The following is a 17,604-nucleotide window of genomic DNA, read 5'->3' as shown; positions in this document are numbered from 1 at the left end:
TGTTGTTTTGGCCGTTAGTCTGGTTGTGTCATGACTTGTCCAGCCAATTCGCATTTAAAGCTTACTCCTGAGCTCGTTGCTGAGATCAATCGTTACTTGCTTGTCAGAACTGAAATGCGAAAGGCTGATCTGTGTTTGCTGTTTGGGTCCCACAGAAGTGCTGTGGCTCGGGTTCAGGTCACGGTGAGGCTATGGCGTGATGGGCTTGTTGGGCGTGTTTTGGTTACTGGTGGTGAGTACACAGCGTTAGGGCAGCTTGAGGCGCATGAGATGTGTGAGGCGCTTGTTGCTGGCGGTGTGCCAGGGCGCCATGTAATCTTGGAGACCTGTGCGGACCAATACGGGCGAAAATGTGAAGTTCTCAGTTGAGTGTTTGAAGGGGCTTGGGCTTTATGATGCCGTTGGTTCCGTGATTGCCGTTGGTAGCGCGAGTGCGTCGCGTCGCTATCTAATGACGTTGGAGCGGCATTGGCCAGAGGTAATCAAGATGATTGCGCCTGCAAACAAGTATCCGGTGGACGTAGCGGACTGGCCTGTTCATCCAGAGTTTGCAGCTGAGGTTTTGGAGGAGTGGGGCAAGATGCAGCCGTATCTTAAGGTTGGACACCTGTGCGAGCTGAACTCTGAGACATGCCCTTTGATTGAGTGAATGGACTGAGTTTCAGGCGAACATGGTGTCTGCTCGCCCGATGATATTCTTCAGCTTGCCGGATCAAACTTCTTGGCTGCTTGCCAGTGGGCTTCCATCTCATCGAGGGTAAGGTCTTTTAGCGGGCGTTGTTCGGCTGTTGCTGCGTCTTCTATGTGGGCGAAGCGGCGGCGGAATTTGGCATTGGTGCGTTTGAGGGCGGCTTCTGGCTGGATTTCCAGATGACGGGCGAGGTTGGCGATTGCGAACAGGACATCGCCGAGTTCATCCTCAATTTTTCTGCGGTCTGGCGTGCTTGCAGTAACTTCAACGGTGAGCTCCTCCACTTCCTCTTTGATCTTGTCGAGGACGGGCTCTGCGGCGCCCCAGTCAAATCCAACTTTTGAGGCGCGGTGCTGGAGTTTTTCAGCTTCTGTCAGTGCTGGGAATGCGGATGGAACTTCATCCAGAAAGCGTGGCATCTGATCAATGAGGCCCATCTCAGCGCGTTGCTGTTTGCGCTCCTGCTTTTCTTCTTCCTTGATGCGGTCCCACGTGCCTTTTGGGAAGCCTGCGGCTTTTTGTTCGTCATCTCCGAATACGTGCGGGTGACGGCGGATCATCTTTTTGGTGATGGCTTCAACCACGTCGCCAAAGGCGAAGGCGTCTTCTTCTTCGGCCATGCGGGAGTGGTAGATGACTTGAAGAAGCAGATCTCCAAGCTCCTCTTTCAGGTCGCTCAGATCCTCGCGCTCAATTGCATCGGCAACCTCATAGGCCTCCTCAATTGTGTAGGGAGAGATGGTCTTGAAGTTCTGCTCCAGATCCCACGGGCAGCCGGTCTCAGGAGTTCTGAGGGCTTTCATGATTTCGATGAGGCGGGAAATGTCGCGGGAAGGTAGCATGGGAGTCCTGGTGAGTAATGCCTGAAATTGGCGGCACATTATCAGGGTGGCGAGAGGATGGCGAGGGGTTTTGCGTGACTGTTCTCACTTGTATTTTTCTGGGTTGAGGCGCTGGTTAAGGTTAATGATTATTAACTTTAATAAATGTATGTAACATATTGATAATTATGATTTTAGTGTTGAGTGGTTACGTTGCCTTTTGGGGTTTTTTTGCTTTACTATGCTTCAGGGATCTACGAAAGATGGCGGATTTTTTCTATATTTGGATGGGTGATCTGAGATGCTTGCGAAGGTTTTAGCCGTTTTGTTTTCCTGCATCGCGGTCTATTTGGTGTTCTTTCATATGGCTCTGGTTTTGGGGATGCCTTGGGATGCTTTGACGATGGGAGGTTTCGTTGAAGGTAGTCTTCCGTTGCCTATGAGGGCATTGTCTCTGCTTCAGGCCTTTATTGCTGTCTTCATGGCTTGTTCTGTCTTGAAGCGCGGTGAAGTGGTTGCATTCAGATGGCCGGCGTGGGCTATTGGCTTGTGATTGTTATTTGCACGCTCAGCGTGGTTGGGAATGCTGCCACATCTTCAGACGTGGAGCGTCAACTCGGGTTGCCGGTGACGATTGCGCTTCTGGTGACGGCTTTGTTGGCGGGGAGCTCTAAGCTGCTTCGCAGATCTGCTTAAGGCTGGCGCTCACTCAGCGTGCAGTTATGAGCGAAGTGCATCATGCAATGATTCATGTTTCTTTTTTAATGGTTTGTTTTTGCAATAAAAAAGGGCGCTGATGGCGCCCTTTCTGATTTGTGCTTTGAACTGTTAGTCCAGACTTTTGAGCACATCGCGCAGCGTGCCAACCAATACATCGATCTCACTTTCAGAGATAACGAGTGGTGGGGACATTGCGATTGTATCGCCTGTGGTGCGGATGAGAATGTTCTTCTCATAAGCTTTCAGGAAGGCTGTGAATGCGCGCTTGGTCGGCTCACCTGCAATCGGCTCCAGCTCGATCGCGCCAATCAGGCCGATGTTACGGATGTCGATCACATTCGGGCAATCACGCAGGGAGTGAAGTGCGTCCTGCCAGTACTGTGCCATCTTGGCGCCGCGTGTGAGCAGCTCCTCTTCAGCGTAGACATCCAGCGTTGCCAAGGCAGCTGCACAGGCAAGTGGATGAGCTGAGTAGGTGTAGCCGTGGAACAGCTCGATCAGATGCTCAGGTCCGGTCATAAATGCATCATAGACCTTGGAGCTGGCAAACACTGCACCCATTGGTACGACGCCGCTGGTGAGGCCTTTGGCTGTGGTGACGAGGTCCGGGATGACGTCAAAGTAATCGACACCGAACGGAGTCCCCAGACGGCCAAAGCCGGTGATGACTTCGTCGAAGATCAACAGGATGCCATGCTCATCACAGATGTCGCGCAGGCGCTTTAGGTAGCCTTCTGGTGGAAGGATTACGCCAGCAGAGCCCGCAACTGGTTCCACGATCACAGCTGCGATGGTGGATGGGTCGTGGAGCTGGATGAGGCGCATGAGATCTTCAGCGTACTCAATGCCGTTTTTCGGCACGCCCTTGCTGAATTCATTGCCTGCAATGCCATGGGTGTGACGTATATGATCAACACCAGCGAGCATTGCACCAAACTGCTTGCGGTTGGCAACCATGCCGCCGACGGAAATACCGCCGAAGTTGACGCCGTGATAACCGCGCTCGCGCCCAATCAGGCGGGTCCGTGAGCCTTCTCCCTTGGCCTTGTGGTAGGCCAGTGCCATTTTGAGGGCGGTTTCAACGCTCTCGGAGCCGGAGTTGGTGTAGAACACGTGGTTCAGCGGGTCTGGCATGAGTGCTGCCAGACGGGCAGCGAGCTCAAAGGACTTTGGATGTGCCATCTGGAAGGCTGGTGCGTAATCCAGCTCGGCGACCTGCTTCTGCACAGCTTCGACGATCTTCTGGCGTCCATGGCCAGCATTGCAGCACCACAAACCTGCTGTACCGTCCAGAATCTGGCGGCCATCGGCAGCGGTGTAATGCATGTCCTTGGCCTTTACGAGAAGGCGTGGATCTTTCTTGAACTGCCGGTTTGCCGTGAATGGCATCCAGTAGGCATCAAGGTTGTTTGTAGTCAGGCCGGTGATCTCTTGGATCTCGTCCCGCGCCAATATGTTAGTCTCTGTCATTTCCCCTCCAGTAACGCTTGAGACGAATATTGCTTGTTCGGCTGAGCGCCTTAATTATTTTACCCTCTGGCAGGATATGGATTCGAGACTAGGTAGAAGAACTGACTAAATCAAGCGATATCAAACATATACGTGCATTATACGTTCGCCTATACCTGCGGTGGAGCGTAGTTTTGTTGCGTAAAACTTTGCAAATCTGAGGGGCTGGTATTATAGCGTGCACTGTTGCTTTACTGGTTGTTTTTTGACCAAAGAGTAAAATTTCTTATTTCAATCAATGCTATGCATGCGTGGTGTAACGGGCGGGCCAGATGAGTGAGCGCAAAAAAATAAAGGTGAATGAGCGCTACTCAATTGAGGAACGCGACATCAAAGAAGACTTCATCAGGGCGTCCGGACCGGGCGGTCAAAACGTGAATAAAGTGTCTTCTGCCGTGCAATTGCGATTCAATCTGGATGGAAATGCGACTCTCCCGGATGACTTAAAGACTCGTTTGCGCAAGATCGCAGGCTCACGCCTGACGCTGAAGGGCGAGGTCGTTTTGACGGCTGATCGCTTCCGTACGCAGGAGCGCAACAGGGAAGATGCGTTGGAGCGGTTGCTGGAGCTTATTCGGAAAGCAGCTTATGTGCCCAAGACACGTAAAGCCACACGGCCAACACTGGCCTCCAAGCGCCGGCGAATGGAAGGGAAGAAGCAGCGTGGCAACATCAAGAAGCTGCGTAGTTCCAAGAATTACGACTGATTTGGAGGGTTGGCTCTTCCGGTAAGTTTAATCGCCCATATGCTTATGAGTGCAAGGGTGAGCCTGTCATGCCCCGCAGGACGAACAAAAAACAACAGCGCATCCAAACTGTCTGACAAAAATACAAAGAGATATTTATCAAGCAACGTAAGTCTTCATCATGTTTTTTTTGATCTAGTCCTTTTATGAAAAACACCTTGTTTGCTTTAGGCGGAGGCATGTCACGATGATGAACATCAATTTCAACTCAGACGATGAAGATAATCCAATACATGCTGCGCTCAAAAAGTTCTTGATCGACTGCCAGGTACAAGACCTTAAAGAGGCAGGCAAGACTGAGGAAGCTGAGCAGCTTGCTTTAAAAAATGTAGAGCAAGATTTAAGCGCTATCGAGCAAGAGCAGTTAGCATCTGGATCGAACGATGAGAATTACACACCTGACACAGTGCCTGAGCAGTGTGTGAGCAAGACTTTTGACAATTATGCAGACAACTTTGATCAGCACCTGACGAAACAGCTCAACTATGCGGTGCCTCAGATTATTCAGGATATGGTCAGCAGGTTCACAGAGGGCAGGTTTAAACGCCTTTTGGATTTGGGGTGTGGCACTGGTTTGTGCACTGAGGTAATCGGCGATCTTGCACTGCATAAGACGGGAGTAGACCTTTCTGAAGGGATGCTTGAGAAGGCCGATCAGAAAAATCTTTATGACGATCTTTATTTGAATGATCTGACTGAATTCCTGCAGAACGACTGGGATGAGCGCTGGGACTTAATCATCTCTGGCGATACATTTATTTATCTTGGGGCACTGGAGGAGGCTGTCGCTGGCCTTGCGAAGAACATTGAGCTTAATGGCAAAGTCATTTTCACAACGGAAACAGCGGCAAACGAGGCTTTTTCAGAAAAACCATATGTGATGAGCAATCGTGGAAGGTTTGCTCATTCTGCTGATTATCTACGCAAGGTGCTGGCGGATAATGGCTTTACACTTATTGAGCTGGATGAAATTACGCCGCGTTTTGAGGATGGAAAACCCGTTCTGGGGCTTGTTGTTGTTGCGCAGTATAACGGCAAATGAACCCAGAGAGCGCTTGTGTTTTCTGAGTTCGCCCGATGAGACAAAGTGGCTGCGCCTATCGGTTGCCTAGTCTTCTTCTTCCAAAATTCGAAGTGCAGCGTCCATGGCAAGTGTGTAGCCGTGCGCGCCGAGACCGCAGATCATGCCTTTTGCGACCTTGGAGATGTAGGAAGTGTGGCGGAACTCTTCTCGCTGGTGGATGTTTGAGAGGTGGAGTTCGATCACCGGGCGTTCCACACTGGCGATTGCATCCATGATTGCAATTGAGGTGTGAGTGTAAGCGCCTGCATTGAGCACGATTGCGGTCCGCGTCTGGCGGGTCTCGTGGATCCAGTCGATCAGCTCGCCTTCATGGTTGGATTGCTTACATTCTATGTCTAGGCCGAGCTGTTTTGCGTGGGCGCGGCACTGATCTTCAATCTCTGCAAGGGTGGTGGAGCCATAAACTTCTGGCTGGCGCATTCCAAGCAGGTTCAGGTTCGGTCCGTTGAGGATGAGGATCTTCTTCATGAAAGCTCTCTGAAGTTGTGCGGTGATCAAGTCTCACCTTAATGGCTTGAAAGCAGCTGAGACGCAAGGTCTTTGCTGTTGAGGCCGAGTGTTGACTTCAGTTCTTCCTTAAGGATCTGGACGGCCATGTCTGGTGTCAGATCTGTGTCGGGCAGGTTGGACACGTCGTAGAGATTAAAGGCCAGTGACATGAGTTTCCATGCAGCAAGTTCGGCGGGTAAGGTGAGGGCGTACTCGCCGGTGCGGATGCCTTCCTTGAGGTTGTTGCAGATCCATTCCTGGATTTTGTTGGTTTCTTCAGCGTAGACACGGGCAAACTCCGGTTCTCTGTTGGCTTCATCTGCTGCACTGATCCATATGCTGGTCTCTGCCTTTTCCTGAGGGGTTGCATTGAAGCTGATGAGGCGGAGCAGAGCTTGTGTCGGTGGAAGATCTTTGGAGACCGAGATGCAGTTGTCGCCGTTCTTTTGAGAGAGGTAGCGCAGGGCTTCGCATTTTAAGTCTGTGAGTGATTTAAAGTGGTGATGAACAATGCCGGTTGCGGCGCCAAGCTGTTTGGCTACGGCGCGGGTGGTGATGCCAGCAAACCCATTTTCCTTCACAACGTCCAGCGTTGCCAGAATGATTGCTTTGCGGCGTTCTTCCTTCGCCAGATAGGCCATATAGCGTTCCAGATTAGCTCTCTAAATTGGTCAATCTTGACATAGCATGAAATTGAGCATATGTCCAAGTTGATCGATCGTTCAAATTCAATTTCTTATCAATTTTGATCGGAAATGCGGGAGACCACTCTCGTAGGCAAAGGTGAAAGCATGTCAGTGGCAATGGCAAACGAGCAGATGACCAAAGGACATCCGGCGAAAGAATTTTTCCGGTTTGCGGTTCCTGCTGTGCTTGGCATGATTTCCATTGCTTCTGCCAGTATTGTTGATGGCATTTTTGTCGGAAACTTTGTTGGTGCGACGGCATTGGCTGCGCTCAGCCTGATTACGCCTATGTTTGCGCTTTACTTTGGCGTGGTGGTGATGCTGACCGTTGGCGCTGCCGTGATGGCAGGCAAATTCATCGGTGAAAAGCGGGAAAGAGATGCCTCCAACATCTTTATGAAGGCCCTGATCAGCGTCCTGGCCTTTTCCGTGGTGTTTGCGGCATTGCTGCTTATTTTTACACCAACAGCTGCACGCATGCTTGGTGCAAACGCGGAAACTGCTGAGATGGTGGAGACGTATATCTTCACCGTTGCGTGGTTCTTTCCTGGTTTGAGCCTTGCGGTTGCGCTGTCGCATTTCGTCCGCGTTGACGGGCGTCCCAACTTTTCCCTTGCCGGCATGGTGATGATCACTGTGGTCAACATTGTGCTGGATGCCTGGATGATCGGGTATCTGGGATGGGGCGTTTGGGGTGCTGCGCTGGCAACGGGGCTGGCCAGTCAGGCTGGCATGCTGTTTCTGCTTTTGCATTTCGCCAATAAAAGCGCCAAGTTGCGATTTCTACGGCCCTTTGGATCCTGGCGAGTGATGTACACGGCTGCCTATAATGGCCTGTCTGAGTTCATCAATGAGAGCTCCGGTGGTATAGTCGTGTTCCTGTTCAACTGGATCCTGATTACTGAAATTGGTGCGCAAGGCGTGGCTGCTTTCACCATTGTGAACTATCTGTTCTTCAGCGGTATCATGGTGTTTTATGGTGTGGGTGAGGGGCTTGGGCCTCTGGTGAGTGTCAATTTTGGTGCACGAAAACCGCGGCGGATTTATCAGTTTTTGTCGCTTGGGGTCGGGACCAATTTTGTTGTTGGCTTGCTGTTGGCGTGCCTTTTGATTTTCCAACCCATGTTGCTGGCAAGTGCCTTTGTTGGAGATGCAGATCAGTCGACAGTAGAGCTGACGATTGAGATCATTGGTGTGATCTGGCCTGTCTTCCTGTTCAACGGGGTCAATATCGCGTTTTCCGGCTATTTTACAGGTATGCATTGTGCGACCCAGTCGGCACTGATTGCTGTGTCCCGGTCTCTGGTTATGCCGCTTTTGCTGATTGTCGTCCTGTGGTTTGTGATTGGCCCGATGAGCGTGTTTTATGCTCTGCCTGTGGCTGAAGCGCTGACGCTGGTCATGACGCTTTTGATGTTTTCGCAGAAAAAGCCGCACTGGATACTTCGCCAGACACGGCGTACGGCTTCGGGCGTGCTCTAGGTCGTTCAGATTTTACTGAGTGAGTCTTTCGGTGACTAAGTAACTTTCACGTAAGCTGCACGGGGTTTTGCGTAGTTGGGTGTGGCTCCGTCTAATTTTATTGCCGGAATTTGTAGTAAAATATCTCAACTGTCTTTTGTGCGGGTGTCTCCGATCACAATCTGGAGATATTTCATAGTTTTTTATGGACAAGTACTTTGACGTAGGCAATGTGGTGCCTGTGCAAAATGTCACGCGTAGTTTTGCGTGTCTAAGGACGGTCAATCGAACAACAGAGCTACAGCCCGGAGGCTGTAAAATGAGCCACATCTTTCCTAGAAATACCCGTGTAACACTACCAACAGCTGCTAAAGGCGACGGGTGCTACCTCATTGATTCCACTGGTAAGAGATACCTTGACGCCTGTGGGGGCGCCGCGGTTTCCTGCCTTGGTCACTCTAATGAACAAGTGATCGACGCGATTAAGGACCAGCTGGATAAGTTTTCGTTCGCTCACACTGGCTTTTTTGGCAGTGAACCGGCGGAAGAGCTTGCCGATAAACTGGTGGCCCAAGCTCCTGAAGGCATTGACCGTGTCTATCTGGTTTCAGGTGGATCGGAGGCAATGGAGTCTGCTGTTAAACTTGTGCGGCAGTACTTTGTTGAAAAGGGAGAACACCAACGCTCGCATATGATTGCGCGTTGGCAGAGCTATCACGGAAATACGCTGGGAGCGCTTTCCGCTGGTGGTAACAAGTGGCGCCGTGAAATGTTCGGCCCATTATTGATCGAAATGTCTCATATCGATCCTTGTTACGCCTATCGCTACAAGGAAGAGAGTGAAACGCTCGAAGAATACGGGCAGCGTTCCGCCAATCTTCTTGAAGAAGAGATTTTGCGTGTTGGACCGGAGAAGGTTGCTGCGTTCTTTGCTGAGCCTGTTGTTGGTGCAACCATGGGCGCGGTACCGGCTGTTAAGGGTTACCTGAAACGTATTCGCGAGATCTGTGACAAATACGGCATCCTGCTTGTGCTGGATGAAGTGATGTGTGGCATGGGCCGCACCGGTCATATTTTCGCGTGTAACGAAGATGAGGTTCGCCCGGACATCGTTGCTGTTGCGAAGGGTATTGGTGCTGGTTATCAGCCACTTGGCGCGATGCTGTGCTCTAAAGAGATCTACGACACCATCGCGACAGGTTCTGGTTTCTTCCAGCATGGTCATACCTACATGGGGCATTCTCTGGCTGCTGCTGCTGGTGCTGCTGTTATGGATCAGTTGATGGCTCCGGGCCGTATGGAGCATGTGCGGACCATGGGTGAGAAGCTTTCCGCTGCGCTGCATGACGAGTTTGGTCAGCATCCTCATGTTGGCGATATTCGCGGGCGTGGTCTGTTCCGTGCGCTGGAGCTGGTTAAGGATCGCGACACGAAAGAGCCTTTGGATCCATCTTTCAAGCTTCATGCGAAAGTGAAGCAGAATGCCATGAAGGCTGGTCTGATGTGTTATCCGATGGGTGGTACGGTTGACGGAAAAATCGGCGACCACATTCTGCTCGCGCCTCCGTTCATCATTGATGACAGTCATATCGGCGAGATCGTTGAGAAGCTAAGCCTTGCAATGAAAGAGAGTTTCACGCAGGTCGGAGTTTCTGTCTAATGACAAAACGGCTCATCATGAGTGCACCGAATGGCGCGCGTCGTGGCAAAGCGGATCATCCGCAGCTGCCGGTGACGATTGAAGATGTCGTTGCTTGCGCCGTGAACGTGGAAGCGGAGGGCGCGGATGCCCTCCATGCCCATGTGCGCGGTGCAGAAGGGCAACATGTTCTAGATGCTGGCCTTTACAAGGAGCTTATCCTTGAAGTGACGGCCAAGTGCCCTGAACTGGCTGTTCAGATCACCACCGAAGCTGTTGGTCGGTACAGCGCGCAGGAACAGTATGATGTTGTTGCCGCTGTGGAGCCTGAGGCTGTTTCTGTTGCCATGCGTGAAATGGCGCCAGAGGGCGGTGATATGGATCTGGCGCGCCGGTTCTATCATGAAGCGAAGGACGCGGGCCGTGCGGTTCAGCATATCCTGTATGCTCCGGAAGATGTGGCTCGTCTCGATCTGCTGATGGGTGAGGGCGTTGTTCCGGCCGGGTATGGCAGCCAGCTTTATGTGCTGGGGCGTTATGCTAAGGATCAGGAGAGCGATCCGCGTGACTTGCTTGGTTTCCTTAGCGCTCGCGATGCTGCAGCTCATATCGCTCAGGATAACCCGTTCATGCTTTGCGCCTTTGGGCGGGCTGAAACAGCATGTGGTGCGCTGGCCTTTGGTCATGGCGGTCATGCGCGGATCGGCTTTGAGAACAGCTTGTGGCACGGTACTGGCAAGCTTGCCAGGGACAATGCGGAGCGCATTCAGGTGGTCTCTCATATCCGCAGTGAAATGGGTTATGAAGGTGCTGTTTCCAGGGGTGATGTGCTGAAAGTGCTCGGAAAGCCGCAGTAAAGTGGGATTTCGAGACTGAGAATTCAAAAGGCTGCTATCTCACCGGTAGCAGCCTTTTTCAAAAATAAGAACTTTCATGGGTGCAATCTATAGTTGCGACTCACATGCGCTCCACATAAAGATGCGATCTGCATCCTTTGATCGTGGTGAAGTTCTATTAATGTTGAAATTGAAATTTTTTCTTATCCCGTTGGCATGTCTGTTCGCATTCATCTTGCAATCAAGTTATTCAATTGGGCAAGCTGCTATCTATGGTGATGGTGTTCGACGACTTGAGTTGACTAGGGGTACCTGGGGAGTGCCAGATAATGAAACCAAAATTTTGCAATCAGCTCTTGTTTGTGACTACTTAAGGTCGAGGATACTCTCTCCGAACTGTTATGGTGTTGATGCTGTAATCCTCAAGCCTCTAAGCGGTATTACTGATCTGGTTGTTTCGTCTGCCAAGTCTTCAGGCTTTGTTGAGTTTGGGGATTGGGATAGCCAGACTGCTCCAAAACTAATTGTACAAATTGAAGCAAGCCTACGAAGACAAGTAAAAAAAGCTTGTTTTGCCATTGGGAAGAATTGCGCATTTTCAGATTGGATTGTGCACCCAAAACTGCTGAAAAATAAACAGTACTTTGTCCTATCATATAATTTCAAAATGGCAGATCAGCTCATAAACAAGGCTCAGGTAATTGTATATGATCGAAAGGGGTATATCGCCTTCGATGCGGGAGTAGATAGTTCCTTTGAGGCTAGTGAAGAGCAGCCTGTATTTGATTTGCTTATAGAGATTGCAGATCGCTATAAGCAAGCCGATGACTATCGCTATGCAGATTTTAACTACAGGGATAAAGCATTCTTTATCCAGTTTACTGAAATGCTTACCGAGCATTTCGATCTTACGCGAAAAACGCCAATGGACAGTGTCGAGGAAGGATATGCGATAGCGGGTTATGTGGCTATCGGACTTCTCACACTTATTATTCTGTTAGTGTTTCTTCAAGGGGTAGTATCATCTGATGTTCGTCCTAAAGAAAAGTGCGGGAAGGAGAGCTAGTAGCCAAAGAGCTAACTACTAGCTAATCCTATTATTTGCAGTTTTTGCTGTGTTCTTGGATCAGGTCTTCGCGGTGGTCTGAGTCGGCTTCCAGAATGGCGGAGATCTTTCCGGAGCCGTAACCTAGTGCGTAGATGGCTTCCTGCTTCTTCATGCCTTTGGCATAGGCCATGGCTGTGATGACGCCTCTGGCGATGTCCTGCTTGCTGCTCTGGTTCGTCAAGCCGTAGAGGTAGTAGCAGATGATATGTTTTTCGTTTTTCCTGGCGAATTTTTCCGCTCTGCTTTGATTAAAGCCTGCATCTGCAACTGATGCACTTGCAGTGAGCATAGCCAGCCCACCGAGGATAACTCGTTTTTTCATGAAAAAGCCCCCGTGTTTTCGAGGGTTAGTCTGGGAAGGTATTGTGGCGACTTTTTCCTGAAATTCAGGAGAACCTATGTAATCGACAGGTATCTTTGGGGCGCCTGTGGCTGAAGCGTGGCATTTTAAAAAGCCCTAGGCTTCAGTGCACGTCCAGTCCGTACTTGCGGAAGGTTTCTTTTGCGGCTTCCGTTTCTTCAGCTGAAGGCTCGCGGGTGTCTTTGAGCTGATAGGATTTGCCCATGGATTGCCATTTGTGTTCGCCCATTTTGTGGAAGGGCAGCACATCAACGCGCTTTACGTTGCCAAGCTCGGAGACGAACTTTGCGACGCCTTCAACATTTTCAGGGGCGTCTGTGAGGCCCGGTACCAGCACGAAGCGGATCCAGACGTCTTTTTCCATCTTTTCCAGACGCTTTGCGAACTCAAGGGTTGGGCCAACTTCAACGCCGGTGACCTTCTTGTAGGTTTCTGGCACCCAGGACTTGATGTCGAGCAGGTAGAGGTCTGCCATGTCGATGGTTTCGTCATCGAGGTTGGCGTGCAGGTAGCCGGATGTGTCCACAGTGGTGTGAACGCCCATCTGGTTACAGCCCCAAAGAAGCGTTTTGAGGAACTCTTTTTGTGCCATAGGTTCACCGCCACTCACGGTCAGGCCGCCGCCACCGGTTTCAAAATAGGTGCGGTAGGTGGAGATGTCCTTCAAAAGCTCATAGGCGGAGGATTGTTTGCCAGCTTTCAGCTTCAGAGTGTCCGGGTTGTGGCAGTACAGGCAGCGCAGCGGACAGCCAGAGGTGAACACAATGTAGCGCAGGCCCGGACCGTCTACCGTTCCGCCTGTTTCTACTGAGTGAACATAGCCCATGGTGTCTTGCATGGCTGGCGTCCTTTATCATTGTTTGCGAGCGACCTGTTTTAGATAGGGAGTGAGGATTTTTCCTCTAGCCGCTTCTACTTTTTATAATGCTTTAAAAGTAAGGCCTTTGACCTTGTTTTTAAAGATGAAATTGTGCAACGCAGCCATCCATTTTCGGTGCATGTGCGCTCCTGTCGCACTCATTTTGAGCAATTGGAGCACGTTTCAGCGGATTTGTCGCAGCAAAGAAGGCGCGGGACTGAATCCCGCGCCTTGTCTTGGAGATTGAGAGGTTAGCGCTAACAGCGCTGACCGTTGGCCCAGTGCTGTTAGCGCTGACCGTGGAATGTACGGTTGATCACATCCATCTGCTGTTCACGGGTCAGCTTGATGAAGTTCACTGCGTAACCGGAGACACGAACGGTGAGCTGTGGGTACAGTTCAGGATGTTCCATCGCATCTTCCAAGGTCTTGCGGTCGAACACGTTCACGTTGATGTGGTGACCCATGTCATGCATGTAACCGTCGAGCAGGTGGGACAGGTTGTCGATCCGTTCAGCTTCGTCCTTGCCCAGTGCGCCCGGGATGATGGAGAAGGTGTAAGAGATACCGTCCTGGCTGTCTTCGTATGGAAGTTTGCAGAGAGACTTCATGGAAGCCACTGCGCCCTTCTGGTCACGGCCATGCATTGGGTTTGCACCCGGTGCAAATGGTTCGCCCGCTTTACGTCCATCCGGAGTAGAGCCAGTCTTCTTACCGTACACCACGTTGGATGTGATGGTCAGGACAGACTGTGTCGGTGTCGCATTGCGGTACATTGGCTGATTGCGGATTTTGCCCATGAATTTCTTCATGATGCCTTCTGCAATCACATCAACGCTGTCGTCGTTGTTACCGAAGCAAGGGAAATCACCCTCAATTTCGTAATCAACTGCGAGACCTTCGTCGTTACGGATGATGTTGACCTTCGCGTTTTTGATTGCGGAGATACTGTCAGCAACAACGGATAGGCCAGCAATACCACATGCCATGGTGCGCAGGATGTCGCGGTCATGCAGCGCCATTTCAACGCGCTCGTAGTTGTACTTGTCGTGGCTGAAGTGGATGCAGTTCAGCGCCTGAACGTAGACCTTTGCAATCCAGTCGAGCATCTGGTCGTAAAGTGGTTCCAGCTCATCCCATTCCAGCACGTCGCCGGTGATTGGGTGTGCTTTTGGACCAACCTGTTTGCCAGTTTTCTCGTCGATGCCGCCGTTGATTGCGTAAAGCATTGCTTTTGCAAGGTTGGCACGGGCGCCGAAGAACTGCATCTGTTTGCCAATGCGCATTGCAGATACACAGCAAGCGATACCGTAGTCATCACCCCAGTAACGACGCATCAGGTCATCATTTTCGTACTGAACAGAAGAGGTCTCGATGGAGATCTTTGAGCAGTAGTCTTTGAAGCCCTTAGGCATATGCTCGGACCACAGAACGGTCAGGTTTGGTTCTGGTGCAGGGCCGAGGTTCACAAGGGTCTGCAGAACACGGAAGGAGCTTTTGGTGACCAGTGTGCGGCCATCGACGCCCATGCCACCGATGGATTCAGTTACCCATACCGGATCGCCAGAGAACAGCGCGTTGTAGTCTGGAGTACGCATGAAGCGAACCATACGGAGCTTCATGACGAAGTGATCCATCAGTTCCTGTGCTTCATCTTCCGTGATGACGCCTTTGTCCAGATCGCGCTGGATGTACACGTCGAGGAAGGTGGTTGTGCGGCCCAGAGACATGGCTGCACCGTTCTGCTCTTTGATCGCAGCAAGGTAGCCAAGGTAAAGCCACTGAATAGCTTCGCGAGCGTTTTCTGCAGGGCGGCTGATGTCGCAGCCGTGTGCAGCGCCCATTTCCTTCAATTCAGCGAGGGAGCGGTACTGTTCTGAGATTTCTTCACGAAGGCGCAGTGTTTCTTCGTTCAGGACGTTGCCGTCCAGAGAAGCATGCTGTGCTTTCTTGTCTTCCATCAGCTTGTCGATGCCATACAGCGCAACGCGGCGGTAATCGCCGATGATGCGGCCACGGCCATAAGCATCTGGAAGGCCGGTTACGATGCCAGCGGAACGAGCGCGGCGAATTTCCGGAGTGTAAAGATCGAACACACCGTCGTTGTGTGTTTTGCGGTGCTTAGAGAAAACCTCAGCGGTTTTTTCTGAGAGTTTGTAACCATTGCTCTCCAGAGCGGCGGCTGCCATTTTCAGGCCGCCGTAAGGCATCAAAGCGCGCTTCAATGGGGCATCGGTCTGCAAACCAACGATCTTTTCGAGATCTTTGTTGATGTAGCCTGGTGCGTGAGAAACGATAGAAGAAACAACTTCAGTGTCAGCGTCGAGAACGCCTTTCTTGTTTTCTTCTTTCATCAACTCAAGAACGTTGTCCCAGAGTTTGGTTGTTGCAGCGGTTGGGCCAGCAAGGAAGTCGTCAGCACCTTCATAAGGGGTGTAGTTGAGCTGAATGAAATTGCGCACGTCAATTTCTTTGTTCCAGTCACCCTTTTTGAAACCTGCGTAAGCCTTGGGCCCGTCGTCTTTCAGAAAAGGAAGAGTGTCGGAGGTAGCTTTATCGATGTTCTGGTGAACGCCCATTTTTAGGTCCTTCATCATTTGAGCAATTTAGCGTGGTGCTACAAGTAAATTCCAAAGGCTTGCAGTGAGTTACGCTTCCTTGCGTCCAGTGCTTGTTGACATTGACTGTACGCCTCAAGTGGGGCCGCATCTTGATTTATGTCAATTCCGAAATGGCTGGCAGACCTGCAAAAAATGCAAGGCAACATTATACAAATGCATACATTTTGGATATTGGGCGACCAGTTGTGGGTGGTGATATAACTCGCTCAAGTTGTGTGCGTTGCAAGGAGGCCTGGAATGGTTCTAGTCCTATGAATTTGCTTAGGAAATTGCGTGTTAGGAGGTGTGGATTTTGTGCGTTTGCGAAACAGTGTAACAGGGCGCCCGCATTTTCACTTAGGTGCGGTCTAAGTACATTATAGTAAGTATAATGTAGGTAGGTCAATTTTGCATAGCTGATATGCGAAGTTTGAAATATTAGTGGTGGGCGTGGAAAATCGACTTTTGCGGTTCAGGGCAGCACCTGGAGGTGGCCAAAAAGACTCAATTTCACCACAAATCTTGATTGGTAAACGGTGATATCCACGGGAGATTCAGAGTGCTGGAATTGGAAAAAACTTTTGCCAATCAATTTCCTAGTGCGACAATCTGTAGGGCTCAATGAGACGTGACCGATGTAATTGATGGAACGGGTTGACCTACCACCTGTTACAGCGCGGCCACCACTCTCCTTCATGGTCTCCGTCGATCATATGGTACCCCTCATAGGCGGCGACAGTCATGCAAGAATGGTTGGGCAGAACACGGAGCTGTGATCCCAGAGGGTACAGCTCGAAGGGAAGAGGGCTTCCGTCTCTGGTGGTGATGTAGCCATGCTCCTGGCTGACACCTTGCACGTAGAGTAGCGGATCGATGTGTCCGTCTGCATCGCTTAGCAGGCCGAAACCGCAGTCATTGCTTTGGCTTGCGCAGGAGCGGTCTTTGGAGAGTGCCAGTCCGCCAGCATCGACGACAATGCGGTTGAGGTGTGGGGCGTGGCTGATGATGCTGGTGAGTACGGTGGCAGCCACATCTTCCATTGCGCACATGCCAAGGTTTGCCTGAAACACATCCTGAAACACGTAAACGCCTGCGCGAACGTCCGAAACTCCGTCAAATGATGTTCCGAAGAGGGCTGTAGGTGTGGAGCCGATGCTGACTTGCGGGCAGGGTAGGCCTGCTTCCATAATGGCATCTTTAACGGCGAGGGTTGCGGTGCGCTCCTGTTCCGCAGCAGCTTCCAGTTCCTGCTTGCCGTTTGCTGCATAACTCACGCCGCCGCCGTGGGCCATAACGCCGGCGAACTCCACGTTAGATGCGTTTGCAAGTATTCTGGCGACATCTACCACGCGCTGTTGATCTGCCTGCACGCCGGTGCGATGTCCGTCCACATCGACCTCCAGATAGATGCGCGGCTTTGGGCCATCCAGTGTCATGGTAGCAAGGTGTTTTGCCATCTCGGTGCTGTCCAGACAGATGGACATTTGAGCGCCTGCGCGGTTGAGGTGCATGATGCGTTCCATCTTCTGCGGGATGATGGAGACGGCATAGAGGATATCTTGGAGGCCAAAGGAGGAAAAGTACTCTGCTTCCTTCAGCGTGGAGACGGTCCAGCGGTCTGCACCGTGCTCTTGCAGTATCCGGGCGACATCGATGGATTTGGCTGTCTTGAGGTGCGGGCGCAGCGGGACGCCGATCTGTTTGAACCTGTCTGCCATGCCTTTGATGTTTCGGCGCATTGCGGTTTCATCAAGCAAAAGGCAAGGGGTTTGAAGGTCTTCAAGCATTCAGCGGCTCCGCAGTCCAGTGTGTTCCTCGTAAAAATGCCTAGCAGATCTGAGACGGAATAAACAGTCGGTGCTGCCGGTTTTACAAGAGAGCTACATTTTCTCACTATTTCAGTCTCTTAAGGGATCTTATGAACTTACAATACATGCTGCACTGATGGGTGAGCAGACTGAGTGCTTGCCGTAATCTCCTCAACTTCTCGATGA

General features: G+C 51.2%; 18 protein-coding genes. 10 read left to right on the top strand and 8 right to left on the bottom strand.

What is annotated here, in order from left to right; all coding sequences use genetic code 11:
• Positions 1-114: 114 nt before the first annotated feature.
• Together PsAD26_RS30005 and PsAD26_RS30000 are read left to right on the top strand one after the other, a co-directional pair.
• Positions 115-369: a YdcF family protein gene (locus tag PsAD26_RS30005; RefSeq protein ID WP_208985729.1), complete on the top strand. Its 255-nt coding sequence runs from the start codon at positions 115-117 to the stop codon at positions 367-369.
• Positions 353-649, top strand: a complete 297-nt coding sequence (locus PsAD26_RS30000) for a hypothetical protein (RefSeq protein WP_208985728.1) — start codon at positions 353-355, stop codon at positions 647-649. The genes PsAD26_RS30005 and PsAD26_RS30000 overlap by 17 nt, the downstream gene beginning before the upstream one ends.
• 50 nt (positions 650-699) lie before the next feature.
• On the opposite strand, the gene mazG is transcribed toward PsAD26_RS30000, so the two are convergent.
• Positions 700-1,533: a nucleoside triphosphate pyrophosphohydrolase gene (gene mazG, locus PsAD26_RS16160; protein WP_063311266.1), complete on the bottom strand. Its 834-nt coding sequence runs from the start codon at positions 1,531-1,533 to the stop codon at positions 700-702.
• Positions 1,534-1,813: 280 nt separating this feature from the next.
• Between mazG and PsAD26_RS29995 the strand changes: the two genes are divergently transcribed.
• Together PsAD26_RS29995 and PsAD26_RS29990 are read left to right on the top strand one after the other, a co-directional pair.
• A complete protein-coding gene (locus tag PsAD26_RS29995; protein ID WP_208985727.1) occupies positions 1,814-2,065 on the top strand; it encodes a hypothetical protein in 252 nt (83 codons plus the stop codon).
• On the top strand, positions 2,047-2,208 hold the full coding sequence (locus PsAD26_RS29990; RefSeq protein ID WP_208985726.1) for a hypothetical protein: 162 nt from the start codon (positions 2,047-2,049) through the stop codon (positions 2,206-2,208). The genes PsAD26_RS29995 and PsAD26_RS29990 overlap by 19 nt, the downstream gene beginning before the upstream one ends.
• Before the next feature lie 132 nt (positions 2,209-2,340).
• Here PsAD26_RS29990 and PsAD26_RS16150 read toward each other — a convergent pair whose 3' ends face one another.
• Complete coding sequence (locus tag PsAD26_RS16150) at positions 2,341-3,702, bottom strand: aspartate aminotransferase family protein (protein ID WP_063311265.1); 1,362 nt, start codon at positions 3,700-3,702, stop codon at positions 2,341-2,343.
• 311 nt (positions 3,703-4,013) lie between these two features.
• On the opposite strand from PsAD26_RS16150, the gene arfB reads away from it, so the two are divergent.
• A complete protein-coding gene (gene arfB, locus PsAD26_RS16145) occupies positions 4,014-4,448 on the top strand; it encodes an alternative ribosome rescue aminoacyl-tRNA hydrolase ArfB (RefSeq protein WP_057466233.1) in 435 nt (144 codons plus the stop codon).
• A 226-nt stretch (positions 4,449-4,674) separates the two neighbouring features.
• A complete protein-coding gene (locus PsAD26_RS16140; protein WP_063311264.1) occupies positions 4,675-5,529 on the top strand; it encodes a methyltransferase domain-containing protein in 855 nt (284 codons plus the stop codon).
• A 66-nt stretch (positions 5,530-5,595) separates the two neighbouring features.
• On the opposite strand, the gene aroQ is transcribed toward PsAD26_RS16140, so the two are convergent.
• Both aroQ and PsAD26_RS16130 read right to left on the bottom strand, forming a co-directional pair.
• Complete coding sequence (aroQ, locus tag PsAD26_RS16135; protein ID WP_063304023.1) at positions 5,596-6,039, bottom strand: type II 3-dehydroquinate dehydratase; 444 nt, start codon at positions 6,037-6,039, stop codon at positions 5,596-5,598.
• Between the two features lie 38 nt (positions 6,040-6,077).
• Complete coding sequence (locus PsAD26_RS16130; RefSeq protein ID WP_063311263.1) at positions 6,078-6,701, bottom strand: TetR family transcriptional regulator C-terminal domain-containing protein; 624 nt, start codon at positions 6,699-6,701, stop codon at positions 6,078-6,080.
• A gap of 114 nt (positions 6,702-6,815) precedes the next feature.
• On the opposite strand from PsAD26_RS16130, the gene PsAD26_RS16125 reads away from it, so the two are divergent.
• The 4 genes from PsAD26_RS16125 to PsAD26_RS16110 all read left to right on the top strand — a co-directional run bounded on the left by PsAD26_RS16125 (position 6,816) and on the right by PsAD26_RS16110 (position 11,748).
• A complete protein-coding gene (locus tag PsAD26_RS16125; protein ID WP_208985725.1) occupies positions 6,816-8,228 on the top strand; it encodes an MATE family efflux transporter in 1,413 nt (470 codons plus the stop codon).
• Positions 8,229-8,526: 298 nt separating this feature from the next.
• Positions 8,527-9,867 carry an aspartate aminotransferase family protein gene (locus PsAD26_RS16120; protein ID WP_063311262.1) on the top strand — a complete coding sequence of 447 codons (1,341 nt, stop codon included), beginning with the start codon at positions 8,527-8,529 and terminating at the stop codon, positions 9,865-9,867.
• Positions 9,867-10,703: a 3-keto-5-aminohexanoate cleavage protein gene (locus tag PsAD26_RS16115; RefSeq protein ID WP_063311261.1), complete on the top strand. Its 837-nt coding sequence runs from the start codon at positions 9,867-9,869 to the stop codon at positions 10,701-10,703. Before PsAD26_RS16120 ends, PsAD26_RS16115 begins: the two co-directional genes overlap by 1 nt.
• Positions 10,704-10,863: 160 nt before the next feature.
• Positions 10,864-11,748, top strand: coding sequence for a hypothetical protein (locus PsAD26_RS16110; RefSeq protein ID WP_153041512.1), 885 nt, complete (start codon positions 10,864-10,866; stop codon positions 11,746-11,748).
• Between the two features lie 31 nt (positions 11,749-11,779).
• Here PsAD26_RS16110 and PsAD26_RS16105 read toward each other — a convergent pair whose 3' ends face one another.
• From PsAD26_RS16105 to PsAD26_RS16090, 4 genes are all read right to left on the bottom strand, one after another.
• Positions 11,780-12,112 carry a hypothetical protein gene (locus PsAD26_RS16105; protein ID WP_063311259.1) on the bottom strand — a complete coding sequence of 111 codons (333 nt, stop codon included), beginning with the start codon at positions 12,110-12,112 and terminating at the stop codon, positions 11,780-11,782.
• A 142-nt stretch (positions 12,113-12,254) separates the two neighbouring features.
• Positions 12,255-12,989, bottom strand: a complete 735-nt coding sequence (pflA, locus tag PsAD26_RS16100) for a pyruvate formate-lyase-activating protein (RefSeq protein WP_057466240.1) — start codon at positions 12,987-12,989, stop codon at positions 12,255-12,257.
• Positions 12,990-13,297: 308 nt separating this feature from the next.
• Positions 13,298-15,589, bottom strand: a complete 2,292-nt coding sequence (pflB, locus tag PsAD26_RS16095; protein ID WP_208985724.1) for a formate C-acetyltransferase — start codon at positions 15,587-15,589, stop codon at positions 13,298-13,300.
• Between the two features lie 680 nt (positions 15,590-16,269).
• Positions 16,270-17,397 carry an alanine racemase gene (locus tag PsAD26_RS16090; protein WP_063311258.1) on the bottom strand — a complete coding sequence of 376 codons (1,128 nt, stop codon included), beginning with the start codon at positions 17,395-17,397 and terminating at the stop codon, positions 16,270-16,272.
• Positions 17,398-17,604 lie beyond the last annotated feature (207 nt).

This window comes from Pseudovibrio sp. Ad26 (assembly GCF_001623285.1).
GTDB lineage: Bacteria > Pseudomonadota > Alphaproteobacteria > Rhizobiales > Stappiaceae > Pseudovibrio > Pseudovibrio ascidiaceicola.
Note: the sequence above shows the minus strand (reverse complement) of the source record. Positions and strands in the feature narration are given on the sequence as shown.

Excerpts from the sequence above, each read along its gene's own strand:
- arfB (WP_057466233.1), top strand. The coding sequence starts at position 4,014 with ATGAGTGAGCGCAAAAAAATAAAGGTGAATGAGCGCTACTCAATTGAG.
- PsAD26_RS16110 (WP_153041512.1), top strand. The coding sequence starts at position 10,864 with ATGTTGAAATTGAAATTTTTTCTTATCCCGTTGGCATGTCTGTTCGCA.
- pflA (WP_057466240.1), bottom strand. The coding sequence starts at position 12,989 with ATGCAAGACACCATGGGCTATGTTCACTCAGTAGAAACAGGCGGAACG.
- mazG (WP_063311266.1), bottom strand. The coding sequence starts at position 1,533 with ATGCTACCTTCCCGCGACATTTCCCGCCTCATCGAAATCATGAAAGCC.
- PsAD26_RS29995 (WP_208985727.1), top strand. The coding sequence starts at position 1,814 with ATGCTTGCGAAGGTTTTAGCCGTTTTGTTTTCCTGCATCGCGGTCTAT.
- PsAD26_RS16090 (WP_063311258.1), bottom strand. The coding sequence starts at position 17,397 with ATGCTTGAAGACCTTCAAACCCCTTGCCTTTTGCTTGATGAAACCGCA.
- PsAD26_RS30005 (WP_208985729.1), top strand. The coding sequence starts at position 115 with ATGCGAAAGGCTGATCTGTGTTTGCTGTTTGGGTCCCACAGAAGTGCT.
- PsAD26_RS16150 (WP_063311265.1), bottom strand. The coding sequence starts at position 3,702 with ATGACAGAGACTAACATATTGGCGCGGGACGAGATCCAAGAGATCACC.
- PsAD26_RS16120 (WP_063311262.1), top strand. The coding sequence starts at position 8,527 with ATGAGCCACATCTTTCCTAGAAATACCCGTGTAACACTACCAACAGCT.
- PsAD26_RS16140 (WP_063311264.1), top strand. The coding sequence starts at position 4,675 with ATGATGAACATCAATTTCAACTCAGACGATGAAGATAATCCAATACAT.
- pflB (WP_208985724.1), bottom strand. The coding sequence starts at position 15,589 with ATGGGCGTTCACCAGAACATCGATAAAGCTACCTCCGACACTCTTCCT.
- PsAD26_RS16125 (WP_208985725.1), top strand. The coding sequence starts at position 6,816 with ATGCGGGAGACCACTCTCGTAGGCAAAGGTGAAAGCATGTCAGTGGCA.
- PsAD26_RS16130 (WP_063311263.1), bottom strand. The coding sequence starts at position 6,701 with ATGGCCTATCTGGCGAAGGAAGAACGCCGCAAAGCAATCATTCTGGCA.
- aroQ (WP_063304023.1), bottom strand. The coding sequence starts at position 6,039 with ATGAAGAAGATCCTCATCCTCAACGGACCGAACCTGAACCTGCTTGGA.
- PsAD26_RS16105 (WP_063311259.1), bottom strand. The coding sequence starts at position 12,112 with ATGAAAAAACGAGTTATCCTCGGTGGGCTGGCTATGCTCACTGCAAGT.
- PsAD26_RS16115 (WP_063311261.1), top strand. The coding sequence starts at position 9,867 with ATGACAAAACGGCTCATCATGAGTGCACCGAATGGCGCGCGTCGTGGC.